Origin of the sequence: Pseudomonas marincola (genome assembly GCF_900116605.1) — a bacterium.
GTDB classification, from domain to species: Bacteria; Pseudomonadota; Gammaproteobacteria; order Pseudomonadales; family Pseudomonadaceae; genus Aquipseudomonas; species Aquipseudomonas marincola.
This window is the reverse complement of the sequence record NZ_FPBC01000010.1, coordinates 145,767-165,006: the sequence shown is the minus strand read 5'-3', so window position 1 is coordinate 165,006 and position 19,240 is coordinate 145,767. Positions and strand designations below refer to the sequence as shown.

Genomic DNA, 19,240 nt, shown 5'->3' with positions numbered 1-19,240 from the left:
CTTTTATTTAGAGCGAAGAAGTATAGCGCCCATGTGATGACTATTTAGCATAAAGCGCCACGCGATCGGCAATTGCCAGGCTGGCAGTCAGCCCCGGCGATTCGATCCCGTACAGGTTTATCAGGCCTTCCAGCCCATGTATGGCTGATGTTTGGATGATGAAGTCGGCCGGCGGTTCCCCTGCACCACTCAGTTTAGGGCGGATGCCGCTGTACGCCGGGCTGAGCCGGGCGCTGTCGAGCGCGGGGAAGTAGCGGCTAATGGCCGCGGCAAAGGCGTCGCGCAGCTGTGCATCGACGTTGTAGTCAATGCGCTCGATGTATTCAGTGTCAGGGCCGAAACGTAACTGGCCGCCCATGTCCAGAGTGGCGTGCACGCCGAGCCCGGCGTTGTTGGCCTCCGGCATCGGGTAGATCAGATGATTGAATGGCGAGCGGCCGCTGTAACTGAAATAGCGGCCCTGACACAGATGCAGCTTGGGAATGGTCGCGCCTGGCAATTCGCTGGTTTGCTGCGCCAGTTGCTGAGCAAAAAGCCCGCAGGCATTGATGACCTGCTGGGCTTTGATCTGGAATGGCTCGCCGGCACTTATTCCGCTGGCGATCCAGCCATCCGGGGCGCGCTGCAGTTGGCTTACGCGGGTGTTGAGCACCAGTTGCGCGCCATGGCGTTCGGCAGCACCGAGCAGCGAATGGATAAATTCGTGGCTGTCGATAATGCCGGTGTGCGGTGAGTAGAGCGCCGCCACTGCGCTGACCGCCGGTTCGAGCTGCTGCAATTGCGCGCGACTGATTTCTTGCAGCGGCTCGACACCCGATGCAATGGCATTGCTGGCCAGTGCGTCGAGGCGGCTGATTTCATTGGCAGTTACCGCGACCAGTAATTTGCCGATTTTGCGGTGCGCAACCTGATGCTGCGCGCACCAACTGTAAAGACGCTCACGGCCTTCAAGGCAGAGTTGCGCCTTGAGCGAGCCGGGCGCGTAGTAAATGCCAGCGTGCATCACCTCGCTATTACGGCTGGAGGTGTGGCTGCCAATCAGGCTTTCGGCCTCCACAATCAACAGGCTCTGCTGCGGGTTGACCAGGCGTGCAGCGCAGGCCAGACCCACTGCGCCGCCGCCAATTACGAGGGTGTCGATGCTGTCCATCCGGTCACTCAATTGCAGTTATTCGGCAGAATTGTTCTTCTGATCGGCGCTTGCTTCAAGGTTTACCCCGATTGGGCCTATAATGCCTGCCCATTTTGCACAATGATTTCGTGGAGCAGGTGATGGCCGAACGTACGGCATGCGTCGAGCGCAACACCCTTGAGACCCAAATCAAGGTTTCAATCAACCTGGACGGCACCGGTAAGGCCCGTTTTGACATTGGCGTACCGTTTCTTGAGCACATGCTCGATCAAATCGCACGCCACGGTCTGATTGACCTGGATATCGAGTGTAAGGGCGATCTGCATATCGATGATCACCACACCGTCGAAGACGTCGGTATTACCCTCGGTCAGGCCTTCAGCAAGGCTGTCGGCGACAAGAAGGGCATGGTCCGTTATGGCCACTCTTACGTCCCGCTGGATGAGGCGCTGTCGCGCGTAGTTATCGACTTCTCCGGGCGTCCCGGCCTGCAAATGCACGTGCCGTTTACCCGCGCTGTAGTCGGCGGTTTTGACGTGGACTTGTTCCAGGAGTTCTTCCAGGGCTTCGTCAACCATGCGCTGGTAAGCCTGCACATCGATAACCTGCGTGGCACCAACACCCACCACCAGATCGAAACCGTGTACAAGGCATTTGGCCGCGCATTGCGCATGGCCACTGAGCTGGACCCGCGTATGGCGGGCCAGATGCCTTCGACCAAGGGCGTGCTCTGATGCAAACAGTCGCGGTAATCGATTACGGCATGGGCAACCTGCATTCGGTGTCCAAAGCGCTGGAGCACGTTGGTGCTGGCCGGGTGCTGGTCACCAGTGACGAGAAAGTGATTCGCGAAGCCGACCGCGTGGTTTTCCCGGGTGTTGGCGCTATCCGCGACTGCATGGCTGAAATTCGCCGGCTGGGCTTCGACACGCTGGTCCGTGAAGTGAGCCAGGACCGTCCGTTTCTGGGCATCTGCGTGGGTATGCAGGCGCTTATGGAGAGCAGCGAAGAGAACGCCGGCGTTGACTGCATTGGCATGTTTCCAGGGCAAGTTCGCTTCTTCGGCAAGGATCAGGTCGAAGACGGCGAAGCGCTGAAAGTGCCGCACATGGGCTGGAACGAGGTCGCGCAAACGATCAAACACCCGCTGTGGCACAACATTCCGGACATGGCGCGCTTCTACTTCGTGCACAGCTATTACATCGAAGCCGGCAACCCCAAGCAGGTCGTCGGTCGTGGTCATTACGGCAAGGATTTTGCCGCCGCGCTGGCTGAAGGTTCGCGCTTTGCCGTGCAATTCCATCCGGAGAAGAGCCATACCCATGGCCTGCAATTGCTGCAGAACTTCGCCGCCTGGGATGGCCGCTGGTAATGGCCCGGAGCAAGATCACTGCGCAACTCAAACTTGAGCCGGCTCAGGAACAAGCCGCTGTAGAGGCGCTCAAGCGTTTTCTCGAACAGCGTTTCGAGCTTGAGCTGGGCTCGTTTGAAGTGCATGAAGTGCTCGAGATGTTCAGCCGGGAAATTGCCCCGCTTTATTACGACAAGGCGATCGCCGATGTGCAGGCCGTTCTCAGTGACCGGTTTGTCAGCATCGAAAGCGACTTGTGGGCGCTCGAGAAGAGCTGACCTTTAAATTTTATAAGACTTGAACAGGTTCAACCGATGCTGATTATTCCCGCTATCGATCTGAAAGACGGCGCCTGCGTGCGCCTGCGTCAAGGCCGTATGGAAGATTCCACAGTGTTCTCCGATGATCCGGTGAGCATGGCTGCCAAGTGGGTGGAGGGCGGTTGCCGCCGTCTGCATCTGGTTGACCTGAACGGCGCATTTGAAGGCCAGCCGGTCAACGGTGAAGTGGTTACGGCAATTGCCAAGCGCTATCCGCATTTGCCGATCCAGATCGGCGGCGGCATTCGCTCGCTGGAAACCATCGAGCATTACGTCAAAGCGGGCGTCAGCTACGTGATCATCGGCACCAAGGCGGTTAAACAGCCTGAGTTTGTTGCCGAAGCGTGTAAGGCATTTCCGGGCAAAGTAATTGTGGGTCTGGATGCCAAAGATGGTTTTGTCGCCACCGATGGTTGGGCAGAAGTCAGCAGCGTGCAGGTCATCGACCTGGCCAAGCGCTTTGAGGCGGATGGCGTCTCAGCAATCGTATACACCGACATCGCCAAAGACGGCATGATGCAGGGCTGCAACGTACCGTTCACAGCGGCGCTGGCAGCGGCGACCAGCATTCCGGTAATCGCTTCTGGCGGAATCCATAATCTGGGCGACATCAAAACCCTGCTCGACGCCAAGGCGCCGGGAATCATCGGCGCAATCACCGGCCGTGCAATCTACGAAGGCACGCTGGATGTGGCCGAAGCTCAGGCTTTCTGCGACAGCTACAAAGGCTGATTGAACGTGCGCAAGGCGGGCTGACCCAAGCGTTGCCCGCACTACACAGGACGGCGATATGACCCTGGCTAAACGTATTATTCCTTGCCTCGACGTCGACAACGGTCGCGTGGTCAAGGGTGTCAAATTCGAGAATATTCGCGACGCCGGTGATCCGGTAGAAATCGCCCGTCGTTATGACGAGCAGGGCGCTGACGAAATTACCTTTCTCGACATCACCGCCAGCGTTGATGGCCGTGACACCACGCTGCATACCGTTGAGCGTATGGCCAGCCAGGTGTTTATCCCGCTGACAGTTGGCGGCGGCGTGCGCACCGTGCAAGACATCCGCAACCTGCTCAATGCCGGTGCAGACAAGGTGTCGATCAACACCGCTGCGGTATTCAATCCGGAGTTTGTCGGCGAAGCGGCGCAGCGCTTCGGCTCGCAGTGCATCGTCGTGGCCATCGACGCCAAGTGCGTTTCGGCGTCAGGCGAAGTACCGCGCTGGGAAATCTTCACCCACGGCGGGCGCAAACCAACTGGTTTGGACGCAGTGCTCTGGGCAAAGAAAATGGAAGACCTTGGCGCCGGTGAAATCCTCCTGACCAGCATGGATCAGGATGGCATGAAGAACGGTTTCGACCTCGGCGTTACCCGCGCAATCAGCGAAACTGTGGGTATTCCGGTGATTGCCTCGGGCGGCGTTGGCAACCTCGATCATCTCGCTGATGGCATCTTGCAAGGCAAGGCTTCGGCCGTGCTGGCAGCAAGCATTTTCCACTTCGGCGAATACACCGTACCGGAAGCCAAGGCCTACCTTGCCAGCCGCGGCATTGTCGTGCGCTGATCCGCTACATGTAACGCGAAAAGGCGCTCATTTGAGCGCCTTTTTTGTGCGTATTAAGCACAAAAATTGCCCATTTATTGCAGTCATGCGCCGAGATAGAGCGGTCGCGCAAAAGTTCCCGACAGGGTGTGATCTGCGTCTCACTTGATCAAGTTTTGCCTTTGCGCGCAGTCAAACACAGCTAAGCTGGCCCCTCGTTTTATTGACTAAACCTAGGTTGCGAGCTGTCTTATGTGGAAGCGTTTCTGCTGGATGAGCGCCTGTGCGCTCGTGATGATTTCAACAATGGCGCGTGCTGAAATCGACCCTGAATACCGCATGGTATTGCTCACCGAAAATTTCCCGCCATACAACATGGCCATCAACGGTAAAAACTTCGCCCAAGAAGACAATATCGATGGCATCGCCGTGGACATCGTCCGCGAAGTGTTCAAGCGTGCAGGCATCAAATACAACCTGACACTGCGCTTCCCGTGGGACCGGATCTACAACCTGGCCATGACCAAGCCCGACTATGGCGTGTTTGTCACGGCGCGCCTGCCCGAGCGTGAAGACCAGTTTAAATGGGTCGGGCCGATCGGGCCGGATGACTGGGTATTGCTCGGCAGGAGCGACAACACCATCACCCTGAAAAACCTCGACGAGGCAAAAAATTACAAGGTGGGCGCCTACAAAGGTGACGCTATTGCTCAGCATCTGACCGAAAAGGGTCTGCAGCCGATTACCGTGCTGCGTGATCAGGCCAACGCGCAAAAGCTAATGTCTGGCGAGATCGACTTGTGGGCGACGGGCGATCCGGCTGGCCGCTATCTGGCCAAGCAAGCCGGTATCACTGGCTTGAAGACCGTTTTGCGCTTCGACACTGCGCAGCTGTATCTGGCGCTCAACAATGAAGTGCCGGATGAAGTGGTGCAGAAGTTGCAGTCCGAACTGGATGCGCTGCGCAAAGAGGGATTTGTTGACGATATTCTCAACAACTACCTGTAAGCCTGCATTTACCTAAGCTCGGTTTTGTGCTCGGCTCGATGCCGGGCGCAGCCGTTAACAATAATCACAACAGAGCGAATCATCGAATGCTGAAAACCCTGAAAATCGGTTTGCTGTTCGGCTTGGCCATGGCGGCGTGCGCTGCACGCGCAGAACTGCCGGAAGACTACAAGGTGGTGTTGCTGACGGAAAACTTTCCGCCATTCAACATGGCTGTCGATGACAAGAACTTCGCTCGTGATGATGGCATTGACGGCATCAGCGCCGACATCGTGCGGGAAATGTTCAAGCGTGCCGGTATCAAATATTCGCTGACTCTGCGCTTCCCGTGGGATCGCCTGTACCGGCTGACACTGGAAAAGCCCAACTACGCACTGTTCTCAACGACCTTCACCCCAGAGCGCGAGCCGCTGTTCAAATGGGTCGGCCCGCTGGCTAAAACCGGCTGGGTACTGCTCTCGGCGCCGGGCAACACCATCAGCGTTGCAACCCTGAAAGATGCCGCGCAATACACCATCGGCGCCTATAAAAACGATGCCGTGAGCCAGCATCTTGAGTCGCAGGGCATGTCGCCCATCAACGCGCTGCGCGATCAGCAGAACATCGCCAAGCTGATGGATGGCAAGATCGACCTGTGGGCAACCACCGATCCAGTCGGCCGTTACCTGGCCAAGCAGGAAGGCGTTACCGGCCTCAACACCGTGCTGCGCTTCAACGAAGCCGAACTGTACCTCGCCCTCAACAAAGACACCCCGGACGAAGTAGTCGAACGCCTGCAAAAAGCCCTCGATGAACTGCGCAAAGAAGGCTTCGTCGACGACATGACCAACAGCTACCTGTAGCCGTACCCCGACGTTTTTTGGGCGCGCCGAACCGCGCCCATATCCAACATCCGTATAGGTTTCCCGCCGTACCCAAGACCGGAGGATGGATAGCGGCGCAAAGCAACGCAATCCGTCATTACGTAATCCGTCACGGCGCACACCGGATCCATGGCCCAACCGTGCCCATATCCGAGATCGGCATGACGGAAGCCCCTACGGGGATTCCATCCTCCACATATGCCCGCCCGCCGTACCCAAGACCGGAGGATGGATGGCGGAGCGAAGCAACGCGTTCCGTCATGTCGTAATCCATCACGACGCACACCGGACCAATTGCACAACCGCGCACATATCCGAAATCGCCATGACGGAAGCCCCTGCGGGGATTCCATCCTCCACATATGCCCGCCCGCCATACACAAGACCGGAGGATGGATAGCGGCGCAAAGCAACGCAATCCGTCATTGCGCGATCCGTATTGACACACAACCTCAATTATTCCGGACCACCCCAGTCGATGGGATATATCCCGTTGCGCACATCCCGGTGAAAGGTGGAATACGGCCAGTCTTTCACCCGGCAGACCCAACCATGAGTGAGCGGATTTCCGTGTACGTAATCCACGTGCTCACGGAAGTCCTTCTCGTCACGAATCAAACGTTCCCAGAATCTACGTTGCCAAATGCCGCGTTCACCGCGAAGAATGCGCACGTTCGAGCGTGATTCCCCGCGCGGTAATGATTGGCTAAAAGTGGACTTGATCAGGCGCCAGCGAAGCGAATAATTGCTATCGCCAGCCGGTAGCGTTAATACGCAATGGATATGCTCCGGAAGAACGACCCACGCATCGATTTGGAACGGGTGCAGGGTCTTAACCCGCCGCACCGCGTCGCGTAGCAAGCCGATATGTTGGATTAACAGGTCGTTGTCTTCGCGATGCAACAGGTTCACGGTGAAGAACCAAGTCGCCCCAGGCACATAAATACGTCGATAGTTCGGCATCCTTGCCCCTCCCTTGCATCGGCCAAAGCATAGTCGGGATAAAAGAGCCCGTTAGCACAGCCACCGAAATGCCAATGAACCGGAAAATGGATAGGCCGGCGGATGCATACGATTGAAGGATGAACACGTCGGAGGATGGATAGCGGAGCGCAGCAACGCAATCCGTCGTTGCGTAATCCGTCAATGGCGCGCATCGGATCAATGGCTCAACCGCATACATATCCAGGATTGTCATGACGGAAGCCCCTACGGGGATTCCATCCTCCACATATGCCGCCGCACAAATCCGGAGGATGGATAGCGGCGCGAAGCAACGCAATCCGTCATCGGCACTTAGTTGCTGCGGGTTACGTTCAGGCCTTTGAGCAGGTTCAGGGCTTGGCTCAGTTGGTAGTCGTCGTCCTGCAGCTTGCGCTTGCTGGCGGCCTGGCTGCCGGTTGGCTTGTCTTTGCCGCCGTTGCCGTTACCGAGGTGGCCTTGCAGATCGGCTTCTTTGTAGATGGAGTCTGCTTGTAGCTTGGTGACTTTGGCGCGGGTGACTTCGATGTCTGGCACGATGCCCTGCGCCTGAATCGAGCGGCCATTAGGCGTGTAGTACAACGCCGTGGTGAGTTTCAGGGCGCGGTCGTTGGTCAGCGGCAATACGGTTTGGACCGAGCCTTTACCGAAGCTGTCGGTGCCCATCAGCACGCCGCGTTTGTGGTCTTGCAGGGCGCCGGCGACGATCTCGGAAGCCGAGGCGCTGCCGCCGTTGATAAGTACCACCAATGGCACGCCTTCGCTGGCGTCGGCCGGATCTGCGGAGAAGCGCAGTTCCGAATTGGGGATGCGGCCCTTGGTGTAGACGATGAGGCCTTTCTTGAGGAAGTGGTCAGTCACTTCAACCGCTGCCTGCAGAACGCCGCCTGGGTTGTTGCGCAAGTCGAGAACGATACCGCTGAGCTTCTTGGCGTTTTCCTTGCGCAGTTTGGCCAGTGCCTTGCCGACTTCTTCGCCGGTTTTAACCTGGAACTGGGTGATGCGCAGGTAGCCGTAGCCGTCGTCCAGCAATTCGCTCTTAACGCTTTTGACCTTGATCGCTGCGCGAGTCAGGGTCACGTCGAATGGTTTGCCGCCGTCGCGTACCAGGGTCAGCTTGATCTTGCTGCCTGCTTTGCCGCGCATCTTGTCGACGGCTTCCATCATAGACAGGCCTTTGGTCGGCTGGTCGTCGATCTTGATGATCAGGTCGCCCGGCTGGATGCCTGCCGCCGAGGCCGGGGTGTCGTCGATGGGCGATATCACTTTGACGAAGCCGTCTTCCATGCCGACTTCAATCCCCAGGCCGCCAAACTCACCGCTGGTGCTTTCCTGCAGTTCAGCGAAGTCATCTGGCTCAAGGTAGGCCGAGTGCGGGTCGAGGTTGCTGAGCATGCCTTTGATGGCGTTTTCCAGCAGGGTCTTGTCGCTCACCGGTTCGACGTAGGCGGTTTTGATCCGGTCCATCACCTCGGCAAAAGTGCGCAGCTCATCGAGCGGCAGCGGCGCCTTGCTGCTGGCTACAGTCTCAGTGGGCTCTGCAGCGTGCAACAACGAGGCTCCGCCCAGCAGTGTTGCTGCCAGGGCGAGCGATGTGGCGCGGAACAATTGCGGCATAGCGTACAAACTCCTACACGATGAGGTGGCGCATATCTTGTGGCGCAAAACGGGCGGTGTAACGCATTAGCGTAACGACCGTTTACAAAATGTTTAAGTTCAGTAAGTAAATCACGTTTTAACTCTGCACTGGCATCTGCCTTTAATTAAGTGGTTGCCGGTGCACATGAAAGTTGTTGTTCAACCCTGCGAGCGGCACCATTGCGTCGGGTTGCTGGGGCGGCCTTGCTGGCGAATGGCGAAGTACAGGGCCGGGGTGCTCTGCCCGCCGCTGGTGCCGACAGTCGCGATGGCCTCACCGGCTTTGACGATGTCGCCGGCATCTTTCAACAGGCTCTGATTGTGGCCGTAGAGCGTCAGATAGCCGTTGCCGTGGTCCAGAATCACCAACAGGCCGGCGCCGCGTAACCAGTCGGCAAACACCACGCGGCCACCGTGTACGGCGTGAACCTGGCTGCCGGCTTGCGCGCCGATGAGTACGCCGTCCCACTTGGTGCGGGTGTCTTCGCCGCGTGCGGTGCCAAAGCTTGCGACGATTCGCCCGTTAACCGGCCATGGCAATTTGCCCTTGGCCTTGGCGAACGGGCCGCCGTATACCGCGCCCGAAGTAACAATCGGGCCGCTGGCTGGGCGGCTTGGGGTAGCGCTTTGCTGCTCGCGTTGTTGTTCACGTGTTTCGGCGAGTGCCCGTTGGCGCGCCAGCTCGGCTTCGCGGGCCTGGCGGGCGAGGGTGGCTTCGATGGTTTTGATTACGTTGGTGAGTTGTTGCTGGTCTTTCTGGCGGGATTTTAGCTTGCGGTCACGATCTGAATATTGCTTGTCGAGCTTGGCCAGTGCCAGTTTTCGCTCTTCCCGCACCTTGGCCAGTTTGGCCGTACGGTCGTCCAGTGCGTTTTTCTGCTCCAGCAGTTTGTTTTGCTGGGCGATGATGTCTTGTTCAACGTTACGCAGTTGCTCGAGCGTCTCGTTGAAGGCGCTGAGCTGTTCCATGCGCGCCTCGCTGACGTAGTCGTAATACGTCATGGTGCGCGAGAATTTTTCCGGGTTTTGCTGGTTGAGCAGCAGCTTGAGGTATTCCTGCCGGCCGCTCTGGTAAGCCGCGCGGGCTTGAATGCCGATCAGTCGTTGCTGTTCATGGCGCGCTTCTTCGAGTTTTTTTTTCTCTGCATCCAGCCGTTTGGCTTCTTCTTCACCGCTTTCCAGTTCTTTTTGCAGGTCGTTGACCTGTTTCTCCAACTGGCCCATCTCGGTTTCAGTCTGCTTAAGCGACTTCTGCACGCCGGACTTTTCTTTCTGCAGGTTATCCAGCAGTTTTTTCAGTTCGGCAACATCCTTCTGCGCCGCTTTGAGCTGTTGTTCGGCGGCTGCTTTGTCATCGGCAAATACCGGAGACACCAGGCAGGTCATAAGCACGAAGATGAGAGCGCGATACATGGGGCGGGCGGCACCTGGATAAAGGGTCGGACTGTGGATAACTCAGCGCGGGTGTGGGCAACTCAAACCTGGCCAAACCAGCCGGGAGCATACGCCAATGGCCTGCTCCAGCTGTAATCGGGGTGGCTTGATAATGCACGACCAGCCACACAACGCACGCGACCTAGTATGCCTAAAAAATCGGCGACCCGCTGCATGCTTGTCTGCCAGCCGTGCGGGCTGGCAGGTTTGCGCTGTGATGCAGGCCTTATTTCAGGCTGACGATGCTGGTGCCGGTCATTTCGGCAGGCACTTCGAGGCCCATCAACGTCAACATGGTCGGAGCCACATCGGCTAGAACGCCGCCTTCACGCAGGTCAACGTTACGTTTGCCGACATAAATGAAAGGCACCGGCTCGCAGGTATGAGCGGTATGTGCCTGGCCGGTGCAGACGTCTTCCATCTGTTCGACGTTGCCGTGGTCGGCAGTAATCAGTGCTTCGCCGCCGACTTTGTCGAGGGCTGTCACGATGCGACCCACACAGCTGTCGAGGCATTCAACGGCGGCGACGGCGGCCGAGAACACGCCAGTGTGGCCAACCATGTCGCCGTTGGCGTAGTTGACGACAATCACGTCGTAGCGCTGATTTTCAATCGCATCGACAATTTTGTCGGTGACTTCGGGTGCGCTCATCTGCGGCTGCAAGTCGTAGGTTGCGACGTTTGGCGACGGGATCAGAATGCGTTCCTCGCCTGCAAACGGCTCCTCGCGGCCACCGGAGAAGAAGAAGGTTACGTGCGCGTACTTCTCGGTCTCGGCAATGCGCAGCTGGGTCTTGCCCTGCTTGGCCAGGTATTCGCCGAGCACGTTGCTCAAGGCATCCGGTTTGAATGCGCTTGGGGTTTTGATGCTGGCGGAGTATTGGGTCAGCATCACGAAGTCAGCCAGCTTAGGCACGTAGCCACGCTCGAACTCGCTGAAGTCCGGCTCGACAAAAGTGCGGGTCAATTCGCGGGCGCGGTCGGCGCGGAAGTTCATGAACACCACCGCGTCGCCATCTTCAACGCGTACAGCGTCGCCGATGGTGGTGGCTTTGACGAATTCGTCGTTCTCTTCGCGGGCGTAGGCGGCGGCGAGGCCGGCTTGTGCGGACTCGGCGTTGAACAGACCCTGGCCGGCGGCGATCAGTTGGTAGGCTTGCGCTACGCGATCCCAGCGATTGTCGCGGTCCATCGCAAAGTAGCGGCCGATCAGGCTGGCGAAACGGCCTTTGCCAATGCGGGCGAAGGTGTTTTCAATGAACTCGATTGGCGCTTCAGCGCTTTTCGGCGGCGTATCGCGACCATCAAGGAAGGCGTGCAGGTAGATTTTTTCTGCGCCACGCTGAGCGGCCAGTTCGATCATTGCCGCAATGTGGTCCTGATGGCTGTGTACACCGCCATCCGAGAGCAGGCCGAGGATGTGCACGGCTTTACCGGCGCCAACGGCCTTGTCGACCGCGCTGGTAATCGCGGGGTTGTTGAAAAAGTCGCCGTCTTGAATGGCTTTGGTCACGCGGGTGAAATCCTGATACACCACGCGGCCGGCACCGAGGTTCATGTGGCCGACTTCCGAGTTGCCCATCTGGCCATCTGGCAGGCCAACATCCATGCCGCTGCCCGAGATCAAACCGTGTGGCTGAGTGGCCAGCAGGTGATCGTAAACCGGGGTGTTTGCGGCGTAGATAGCGTTGAATTCCGGGTTGTCACTATGGCCGAAGCCATCAAGGATAATCAGGACCAAAGGGGTTGGCGTGGCGCTCATAAAGCTGGCTCACTCTGCGTTTTGTGCGAAAGATCAGCCATTTTAAGCCCTGCGAGCGCCTACGTCACCGCCACAGACGTTTTGCGCGACATAGGGCCGCTGGGGACGGGGTGTTTGCTCCGATGCAAGTGTGTTGATTGTTTGTATAGAAGGCAGCGGTCAGCGCGCTTTCGTCGGTACGTGTGCTGATTGTGGTGCTCAAACATGCGCAGGCTGGCGGTCTGCCGAGGTGCCAGTCGATCAGGTCGTGCGGCTTAAATCGCCAGGCAAAGGCCTACAGCCGGTAACATGTAGGGCTGCCTCATCGTGACTGATAGTGGTAAAGTCACGCGCAATTTCGTGTGTTGCCAGTCTGGAAGATTGGCTTTTGTGGGCTTGAACCGGTTGTGGTTAGAGCTGCACGCACGGTTCTCAGAGGGAGAGCACGCCAGGAATGGTCTGCTCCTTCCGACTTATCGCCCTGGAATATTCTGATGCTTGCCCATCTTATCGAATTCGTTACAAACCACTTTATTCTGAGTGGCATTTTCGTCGTACTGCTGGTGTTGCTGCTGTTCACTGAAATGCGCAAAGGCGGCAAAAGCCTGAGCAGCCGCGAGTTGACTGCATTGCTCAACAGCGAGCAGGGTGTGGTTGTGGATATCCGTAATCAGAAAGACTTCTCGGCAGGTCATATTGTTGGTTCTGTACACATCCCGTACGAAAAGTTGACGTCGCGCATCGCCGAGCTTGAGAAATTCAAAGACAAGACCGTTATCGTGGTCGATGCAATGGGTCAGCATGCTGGCACCTCTGCACGTGAGCTGATGAAGGCTGGCTTCACTGCCGCCAAGCTTGCCGGCGGCATTGCTAGCTGGCGTGGTGATAACCTTCCCGTGGTGAAGTGATATGTCTGAAGTCGTAATATATTCGAGTGACTACTGCCCGTTCTGCATGCGCGCCAAGCAATTGCTGAGCAGTAAAGGCGTAGACTTCAAAGAAATACAGGTTGATGGCAAACCGGGCGTTCGCGCTGAAATGACCAAGAAAGCTGGCCGTACGTCGGTGCCGCAGATCTGGATCGGCAGCACTCACGTTGGCGGCAGCGACGAGCTATATGCGCTGGAGCGCGCGGGCAAACTCGACGCGTTGCTCAAAGGCTGACATCGGGTGTGATTACCGCCGGCAGGCCCGCGGGCTGCTGATGCAGGTAATCACCCTTCAATTAACTGGCATTAACTACAAGAAGGCTTTGGCATGACTGAGCAAGCTAACAACGGCGCCGCACAGGGCGAACAAACTCCGCAGTTTTCCCTGCAGCGTATTTATGTGCGTGACCTGTCCTTTGAAGCGCCGAAGAGCCCTGAGATTTTCCGTCAGGAATGGACTCCAAGCGTTGAGATGGACCTGAACACTCGTCAGAAGTCGCTTGATGGCGATTTCCACGAAGTGGTGCTGACCCTGTCCGTAACCGTCAAGAACGGTGAAGAAGTTGCCTTCATTGCTGAAATCCAGCAGGCCGGTATCTTCCTGATCAAGGGCCTCGATGCAGCATCGATGAGCCACACCCTCGGCGCTTTTTGCCCGAACATCCTGTTCCCGTATGCACGCGAAACCCTGGACAGCCTGGTTGTTCGTGGCTCGTTCCCAGCCCTGATGCTGGCACCGGTGAACTTCGATGCCCTGTATGCCCAAGAGCTGCAGCGTATTCAGCAAGCAGCTCCGGACGCCACTGTTCAGTAACACCGAATAGTGTTGCTCTGCAGCAACCGCTGAAACAAAACCCCGAAGGCCCAGGCCTCGGGGTTTTTTGTTTTATGGGATTTGGATACTCGCCGCGAGAGAAAGCCTATTGTTCACCCCATATGCCGCCATGACGGATTAACCTACGGTTTATCCATCCTCCGTTCGAATTATGCATCTACCGCAAATCCCCGGCCAAACCCCATCGGAGGATGGATAGCCCTGTGGGCAATCCGTCATGGCCATGTATGCCTCGCGAAAATATTCGCGCCGCCGCGCAATCTCACGACGCAAAAAACGCCCGATCTGGTGCAACCGATACTTAGTCATGACGGATTAACCTGCGGTTTATCCATCCCTCATTTAGTTAATGCATCTGCCGCAAATCCCCGGCCGAACCCCGTCGGAGGATGGATAGCCCTGCGGGCAATCCGTCATAGCGATGTATGCCTTGCGAACCATTCGCGTCGCCGCGCAAGCTCACGACGCAATCAAACGCCCGATCTTGCGCAACCGATAATCAGCCATGACGGATTAACCTGCGGTTTATCCATCCTCCGTTGGGTTAATGCGGCCGCCGCAAATCCCCGGCCGAACCCCGTCGGAGGATGGATAGCCCCGTCGGGGCAATCCGTCATAGCGATGCATGTCCCGCGAAAATATTCGCGCCGGTACCCAATCCCACGATGCAATCAAACGCCCGATCTGGTGCAACCGATAATCAGTCATGACGGATTAACCTGCGGTTTATCCATCCTCCGTTTGAATTATGCGTCCGCCGCAAATCTTCTGCCGAACCCCATCGGAGGATGGATAGCCCTGTGGGCAATCCGTCATGGCGATTTACGACCCGCAAAACATTTTCAGCCAAGCACCTTGGCCTGTGTGTCCGGCGCGCTTTAACTCGCCAGCCACTGTGGGATTCTGCGTTCGAGGTAATAGCCCGGTTTTTTCACGCTGCCGTCGATGAAGCCAACGTGGCCGCCGTGTGCGTGCAGTTCAAACTCGGTGCTGGCCGAGAGTTCATGCGCATCCGGCAGGCTTTGGCGGAATACGAAGGGATCGTCTGCGGCCTGAATCAGCAGCGTGCGGCATTCGATTGCGCCGAGGTAATAACGGCTCGATGAGCGTTTGTAATAATCCTGCGCATCGCTAAAACCATGCAGCGGCGCGGTGATGCGGCCGTCAAAGTCCCAGAAGGTGCGCATATTCTCAAGCGAGCCCAGACTATCGAGCTTGGCCAGGTGTTCGGTTTGGCCGTGATGGGCAAACAGGCGCTGTTTATTCTTTACATAGGCGACCATCTCGCGCATGAAGTGCGCTTGATACACCTTGGAAAAACCTATGCCGATACGGTCCGCGCACTGGTCCAGCCGGTAGGGCACCGATACCGCCACCGCGCCTTGCAGGTGGCTTTGCGCGCCACTTTCGCCCAGGTATTTGAGCAACACATTGCCGCCCAGCGAATAACCCACCGCATACAATGGCGCCATTGGCCGCTGGGCGCGCAGGTGATTGATGGTTTCGCGCAAATCTTCACTGGCACCCGAATGGTATGCTCGGGGCAAAAGGTTGGGCTCGCCCGAACAGCCGCGCCAATTCAAGGCCACACTGGCCCAGCCCTGTTGCGCCAGACTCTGCTGCAAGCCGAGCACATAAAGTGAGCTGGAGGAGCCGGTAAGACCGTGCAGCACCAGAACCAGCGGCGCCTCGACATCGTGTTGGCCGTACCAGTCGAGGTCGAGAAAGTCGCTGTCAGCCAGCCACAGACGTTCCCGGCGACGCTCAAGCTTCGGCGGGGTGCGACACATCGAATTCCACAGCGTTTGGCTATGTGCGCCAGGTAACCACCAGGCTGGTTTAAATGCTGTGTTCATGCTGTTTCCGATCTGTAGTTCGTCGGGCGCCGATTCCCCGAGCCGACGCAAGCAGGCGCTTCAGGCGCAATACCCGTCACGCCAGCACTGCAAAAGCCTGCCTTGGTTTAAGCCGTGCGCTGCCACAGGGCGTAGTAAACCTGCCCGGATTTCTTCTCCCGGTGCAGGCGCCAGTTGCCTGGCAAGCCCAGTGTGGATGGCGCGGTTTCGCTTTCACTATAAATCCACGCATCACTGCTCAGCCAGCCGTGTGTTTCCAGCAGATTGCACGCTGGGGCCAGCAGATTCTGGTGGAACGGCGGATCGAGAAACACCAGATCGAACTGGGTCGCAGGCTGGGTTTGCAGATAGGTCAGCGCATCAGCCTGAGCCAATTGGCCGTGCTCGCAGCGCAGTGTTTGCAAATGCCCGCGCAGGGAGGCGATCGAGTCCGGGTTCATGTCCAGTGCCAGCGCGCGGGAGGCGCCACGTGACAGCGCCTCGAGAAACAATGCGCCGCTGCCGGTGAACACATCGAGCACTTTGGCGCCTTCAACGTAAGGCGCCAGCCAGTTGAACAGGGTTTCCCTTACGCGATCGGGCGTTGGCCGCAAACCCTGTGCGTCCGGAAAGCTGAAGCGGCGCGAACGCCACTCTCCCGCGATGATTCGCAGTTGGCCGAGGCCCGAGTGGCTGGGATTGATACCTGCAGATTTACGCATCAGTGCTCCGGTACGCCAGCGGGTTGCTCGACAGGTTTGTCGGTCGGTGGCGGTAGTTCTTTTTGCTCAACTGTAGGGCCGGCGGTAACGATTACCAGCGCTTCAGGGTCGAGGTGTTTGGCCATGGCTGTTTTCACCTGCTCAACCGTTAATGCCTGCACTTGCTGCATAAAGGTTTCGAGGTAATCCAATGGCAGATTATAGAAGCCGATAGAACCCAGTTGGCCGACAATTGCTTCATTGCTGGCGGTCGAAAGCGGGAAGCTGCCTGCCAGCTCACGTTTGGCTTTGTTCAGCTCATCTTCGGTCGGGCCGTTCTTCAGGTAATCAGCGAGCAGGTCTTTGACCAGTTGCAGAGTGCCGGCGCTGAGTTCGGCGCGGGTTTGCAGGTTGATCATGAACGGGCCGCGCGCCTGCATGGCGCTAAAGCCTGAGTAGACGCCGTAAGTCAGGCCGCGCTTTTCGCGGACTTCTTCCATCAGGCGTGTGCCGAAACCGCCGCCACCGAATATCTGGTTGCCCAGATACAGCGCTGCATAGTCCGGGTCACGCCGGTCGATGCCCATTTGCGCGATCATCAGGTGCGTCTGTTTGGATGGGAACTCGATGTGCTCGGTCTTGGCTTTCGGCTCTTGTGGCTGGGCAATAACCGCGAGCGCCGGGCCTTTCGGCAAGTCGGCAGAAACCTGGGCGGCCAGCGCTTCGGCTTCAGTACGTGACAAATCACCCACCAGCGCGATCACCGTGTTGCCAGCGGCGTAGGCCTTGGCGTGGAACGCTTGCAGTTGTTCGCGGGTGATCGCCGGAATCGATTTCTCGTTGCCGTCACTCGGGTGGGCGTAAGGATGGTCGCCGTAGAGATTGGCGAACAATGCCTGGCTTGCCAATGTGCCCGGGTTCTTCTTTTTATACTCGAAGCCTGCCAGCACCTGATTCTTGATCCGGTCGAGCGAGTCTTGCGGGAATGTGGGCTTGCCGAGCACTTCACCAAACAGTTTCAGCGCCGGTTCGCGCTTGTCGGCAGCACTCAGGCTGCGCAAGCTGGCGACGGCCATATCGCGGTAGGAACCGTTGCCGAAGTCAGCGCCGAGGTCTTCAAAGCCGGCCGCGATTGCACTGACATCCTTGCCCGGCACGCCTTCGTTGAGCATGGCGTTGGTCAGCATGGCCAGGCCCGGCTTATCGCCGTCCTGGCTGCTGCCGGCGGCGAATGTCAGGCGCAGATCGAACATCGGCAATTCATGGGCTTCAACGAACAGCACCTTGGCGCCTTCCTTGGTTTTCCATGACTGGATGTTCAGGTCGCGACGCACGGGCGCTTTGCCGTCGAGGCCAGCGAGTGATTCGAGTTTGCTGCCATCAACTTTGGCGGTGTCTGCCAGCGCGTTGTGGCTGATAACCAGCGAGGTGCTCAGCGCCAGGCCGAGCAGGCCGCGAGTGAGGCAGTGGCCAAGACTATTGCGCTTATTCATTGCCCTTCTCCTCAGGTAATACATAGGCGACGCTGAGGCGGTCGCGGGTAAAGAAGGTTTTCGCGGCTGCCTGAATGTCAGCCGGCGTTACGGCTTCAAGCGCCTTGAGTTCCTGGTCCATCAACTTCCACGACAGGCCCACGGTTTCAAGTTGGCCGATGGCCATGGCCTGACCGGTAATCGAGTCGCGCTCATAAACCAGTCCGGCAATGACCTGGGCGCGTACGCGGGCCATTTCTTCGGCGCTTGGCGGGTTCTTCTTAAGGTCTTCCAGTTCGGCCCACAAGCCAGCTTCGGCCTGCTCGATGGTCTTGCCGGTTTGCTCGTTCGGCGTGGCGGAAAGCACAAACAGGCTGTCGCCCCGGCTGAACGGCTCGTACCAGGCCGATGCGCCGGAGACCAGTTCCTGACCGCGCTCAAGGCGTGAAGGCAGACGCGCGCTGTAGCCGCCGTCGAGCAGCGCCGAGATCAGACGTAAGGCGTGCACCTGACGCGGGTCTTTTGCCGTCGCAAGGCCGGGCACGTTGAAGCCCATTAGCAAGTTCGGCAACTGAGTATTAACGTGCAGGGTGATTTTGCGTTCACCCGGCGTGGCCAGCTCCAGCGGCGCTTTGGACGAAGGCACGGCGCGACGCGGGACGGGACCGAAGTATTTCTCGCTGAGCTTTTTAACCTGATCTGGCGTCACATCACCGACGACAACCAGCGTCGCGTTGTTCGGCGCATACCAGGCCTGGTACCAGTCACGCAGTTCTTCAACCTGCATGCGTTGCAAGTCGGCCATCCAACCAATGGTCGGCGTGTGATAGCCGCTGGCAGGGTAAGCCATAGCCTTGAAACGCTCGAATGCCTTGCTGGTGGGTTTGTCATCGGTGCGCAGGCGGCGTTCTTCCTTGATCACTTCGATCTCGCGCTTGAACTCGTCAGCCGGGACTTTCAGGGTCGCCATGCGGTCTGCTTCAAGCTCGAAGGCGACGGGCAGGCGATCGCTGGCGAGCACCTGGTAGTAAGCGGTGTAGTCATCGCTGGTGAAGGCGTTTTCTTCGGCGCCGAGTTCGCGCAGCACGTGTGACGCTTCGCCCGGGCCGAGTTTTTCGCTGCCTTTGAACATCATGTGTTCAAGGGCGTGCGACAAGCCGGTGCGACCCGGTGTCTCGTAGCTGGAACCCACCTTGTACCAAAGTTGGGAAACCACCACGGGGGCGCGGTGATCTTCGCGGACAATGACCTTGAGGCCGTTGTCGAGGGTGAATTCGTGAGTCGGTTGCGGGGCGGCGGCCAGCGCACTCAACGGCACAACAAGCGCGCTGAGGAACAGACCTGCAGCCTGATGGCAAAATGATTTCATAAGAGCTGTATTCACATTCAGAGAGCGTTCAGGTCTGGCGTGTAAACAATGCCAGTCCGCGGAGTTTCGCCTCGTGAGGCGCTGGCCAGAA

At 58.0% G+C, this 19,240-nt stretch carries 19 protein-coding genes; 10 read left to right on the top strand and 9 right to left on the bottom strand.

From position 1 onward, the window contains the following. Nucleotides 1-40: 40 nt before the first annotated feature. Complete coding sequence (locus tag BM395_RS16640) at nt 41-1,150, bottom strand: NAD(P)/FAD-dependent oxidoreductase (protein WP_090513876.1); 1,110 nt, start codon at nt 1,148-1,150, stop codon at nt 41-43. Between the two features lie 122 nt (nt 1,151-1,272). On the opposite strand from BM395_RS16640, the gene hisB reads away from it, so the two are divergent. From hisB to BM395_RS16605, 7 genes are all read left to right on the top strand, one after another. Then, nucleotides 1,273-1,866, top strand: a complete 594-nt coding sequence (gene hisB, locus BM395_RS16635) for an imidazoleglycerol-phosphate dehydratase HisB (RefSeq protein WP_069902408.1) — start codon at nt 1,273-1,275, stop codon at nt 1,864-1,866. Then, nucleotides 1,866-2,504 carry an imidazole glycerol phosphate synthase subunit HisH gene (gene hisH, locus BM395_RS16630; RefSeq protein WP_069902409.1) on the top strand — a complete coding sequence of 213 codons (639 nt, stop codon included), beginning with the start codon at nt 1,866-1,868 and terminating at the stop codon, nt 2,502-2,504. Before hisB ends, hisH begins: the two co-directional genes overlap by 1 nt. Continuing rightward, nucleotides 2,504-2,761: a DUF2164 domain-containing protein gene (locus BM395_RS16625; protein ID WP_090513873.1), complete on the top strand. Its 258-nt coding sequence runs from the start codon at nt 2,504-2,506 to the stop codon at nt 2,759-2,761. The genes hisH and BM395_RS16625 overlap by 1 nt, the downstream gene beginning before the upstream one ends. A gap of 36 nt (nt 2,762-2,797) precedes the next feature. After that, on the top strand, nt 2,798-3,535 hold the full coding sequence (gene hisA, locus BM395_RS16620; RefSeq protein ID WP_069902411.1) for a 1-(5-phosphoribosyl)-5-[(5-phosphoribosylamino)methylideneamino]imidazole-4-carboxamide isomerase: 738 nt from the start codon (nt 2,798-2,800) through the stop codon (nt 3,533-3,535). Nucleotides 3,536-3,593: 58 nt separating this feature from the next. After that, entirely contained in the window at nt 3,594-4,364 is a 771-nt protein-coding gene (hisF, locus tag BM395_RS16615; RefSeq protein ID WP_090513870.1) for an imidazole glycerol phosphate synthase subunit HisF, read from the top strand. Between the two features lie 252 nt (nt 4,365-4,616). Then, complete coding sequence (locus BM395_RS16610; protein WP_090513928.1) at nt 4,617-5,351, top strand: substrate-binding periplasmic protein; 735 nt, start codon at nt 4,617-4,619, stop codon at nt 5,349-5,351. Nucleotides 5,352-5,437: 86 nt separating this feature from the next. Beyond that, nucleotides 5,438-6,193 carry a substrate-binding periplasmic protein gene (locus BM395_RS16605; RefSeq protein ID WP_069902414.1) on the top strand — a complete coding sequence of 252 codons (756 nt, stop codon included), beginning with the start codon at nt 5,438-5,440 and terminating at the stop codon, nt 6,191-6,193. A 477-nt stretch (nt 6,194-6,670) separates the two neighbouring features. Here the strand turns inward: BM395_RS16605 and BM395_RS16600 are convergent, their stop codons facing one another. From BM395_RS16600 to gpmI, 4 genes are all read right to left on the bottom strand, one after another. Continuing rightward, entirely contained in the window at nt 6,671-7,177 is a 507-nt protein-coding gene (locus BM395_RS16600) for an REP-associated tyrosine transposase (protein WP_090513867.1), read from the bottom strand. 333 nt (nt 7,178-7,510) lie between these two features. Then, complete coding sequence (locus BM395_RS16595; RefSeq protein ID WP_069902416.1) at nt 7,511-8,812, bottom strand: S41 family peptidase; 1,302 nt, start codon at nt 8,810-8,812, stop codon at nt 7,511-7,513. Between the two features lie 180 nt (nt 8,813-8,992). Beyond that, complete coding sequence (locus tag BM395_RS16590) at nt 8,993-10,246, bottom strand: murein hydrolase activator EnvC family protein (RefSeq protein WP_090513864.1); 1,254 nt, start codon at nt 10,244-10,246, stop codon at nt 8,993-8,995. A gap of 247 nt (nt 10,247-10,493) precedes the next feature. Further along, on the bottom strand, nt 10,494-12,029 hold the full coding sequence (gene gpmI, locus BM395_RS16585) for a 2,3-bisphosphoglycerate-independent phosphoglycerate mutase (protein ID WP_090513861.1): 1,536 nt from the start codon (nt 12,027-12,029) through the stop codon (nt 10,494-10,496). Between the two features lie 473 nt (nt 12,030-12,502). Here gpmI and BM395_RS16580 point away from each other — a divergent pair, with 473 nt between their 5' ends. The 3 genes from BM395_RS16580 to secB all read left to right on the top strand — a co-directional run bounded on the left by BM395_RS16580 (nt 12,503) and on the right by secB (nt 13,751). Then, complete coding sequence (locus BM395_RS16580) at nt 12,503-12,916, top strand: rhodanese-like domain-containing protein (RefSeq protein ID WP_069902419.1); 414 nt, start codon at nt 12,503-12,505, stop codon at nt 12,914-12,916. Between the two features lies 1 nt (nt 12,917). Then, nucleotides 12,918-13,172 (top strand): glutaredoxin 3, encoded by a 255-nt coding sequence (gene grxC, locus BM395_RS16575; RefSeq protein WP_069902420.1) that lies wholly within the window; start codon nt 12,918-12,920, stop codon nt 13,170-13,172. A 93-nt stretch (nt 13,173-13,265) separates the two neighbouring features. Further along, nucleotides 13,266-13,751, top strand: coding sequence for a protein-export chaperone SecB (secB, locus tag BM395_RS16570; protein ID WP_069902421.1), 486 nt, complete (start codon nt 13,266-13,268; stop codon nt 13,749-13,751). Between the two features lie 899 nt (nt 13,752-14,650). Here the strand turns inward: secB and BM395_RS16565 are convergent. The 4 genes from BM395_RS16565 to BM395_RS16550 all read right to left on the bottom strand — a co-directional run bounded on the left by BM395_RS16565 (nt 14,651) and on the right by BM395_RS16550 (nt 19,149). Continuing rightward, entirely contained in the window at nt 14,651-15,628 is a 978-nt protein-coding gene (locus BM395_RS16565) for a hydrolase (RefSeq protein WP_090513858.1), read from the bottom strand. 107 nt (nt 15,629-15,735) lie between these two features. After that, on the bottom strand, nt 15,736-16,329 hold the full coding sequence (gene rsmD, locus BM395_RS16560) for a 16S rRNA (guanine(966)-N(2))-methyltransferase RsmD (protein ID WP_069902423.1): 594 nt from the start codon (nt 16,327-16,329) through the stop codon (nt 15,736-15,738). Then, entirely contained in the window at nt 16,329-17,801 is a 1,473-nt protein-coding gene (locus tag BM395_RS16555; protein WP_090513854.1) for a M16 family metallopeptidase, read from the bottom strand. Before BM395_RS16555 ends, rsmD begins: the two co-directional genes overlap by 1 nt. After that, nucleotides 17,794-19,149 (bottom strand): M16 family metallopeptidase, encoded by a 1,356-nt coding sequence (locus tag BM395_RS16550; protein ID WP_090513850.1) that lies wholly within the window; start codon nt 19,147-19,149, stop codon nt 17,794-17,796. Before BM395_RS16550 ends, BM395_RS16555 begins: the two co-directional genes overlap by 8 nt. Nucleotides 19,150-19,240: the final 91 nt, after the last annotated feature.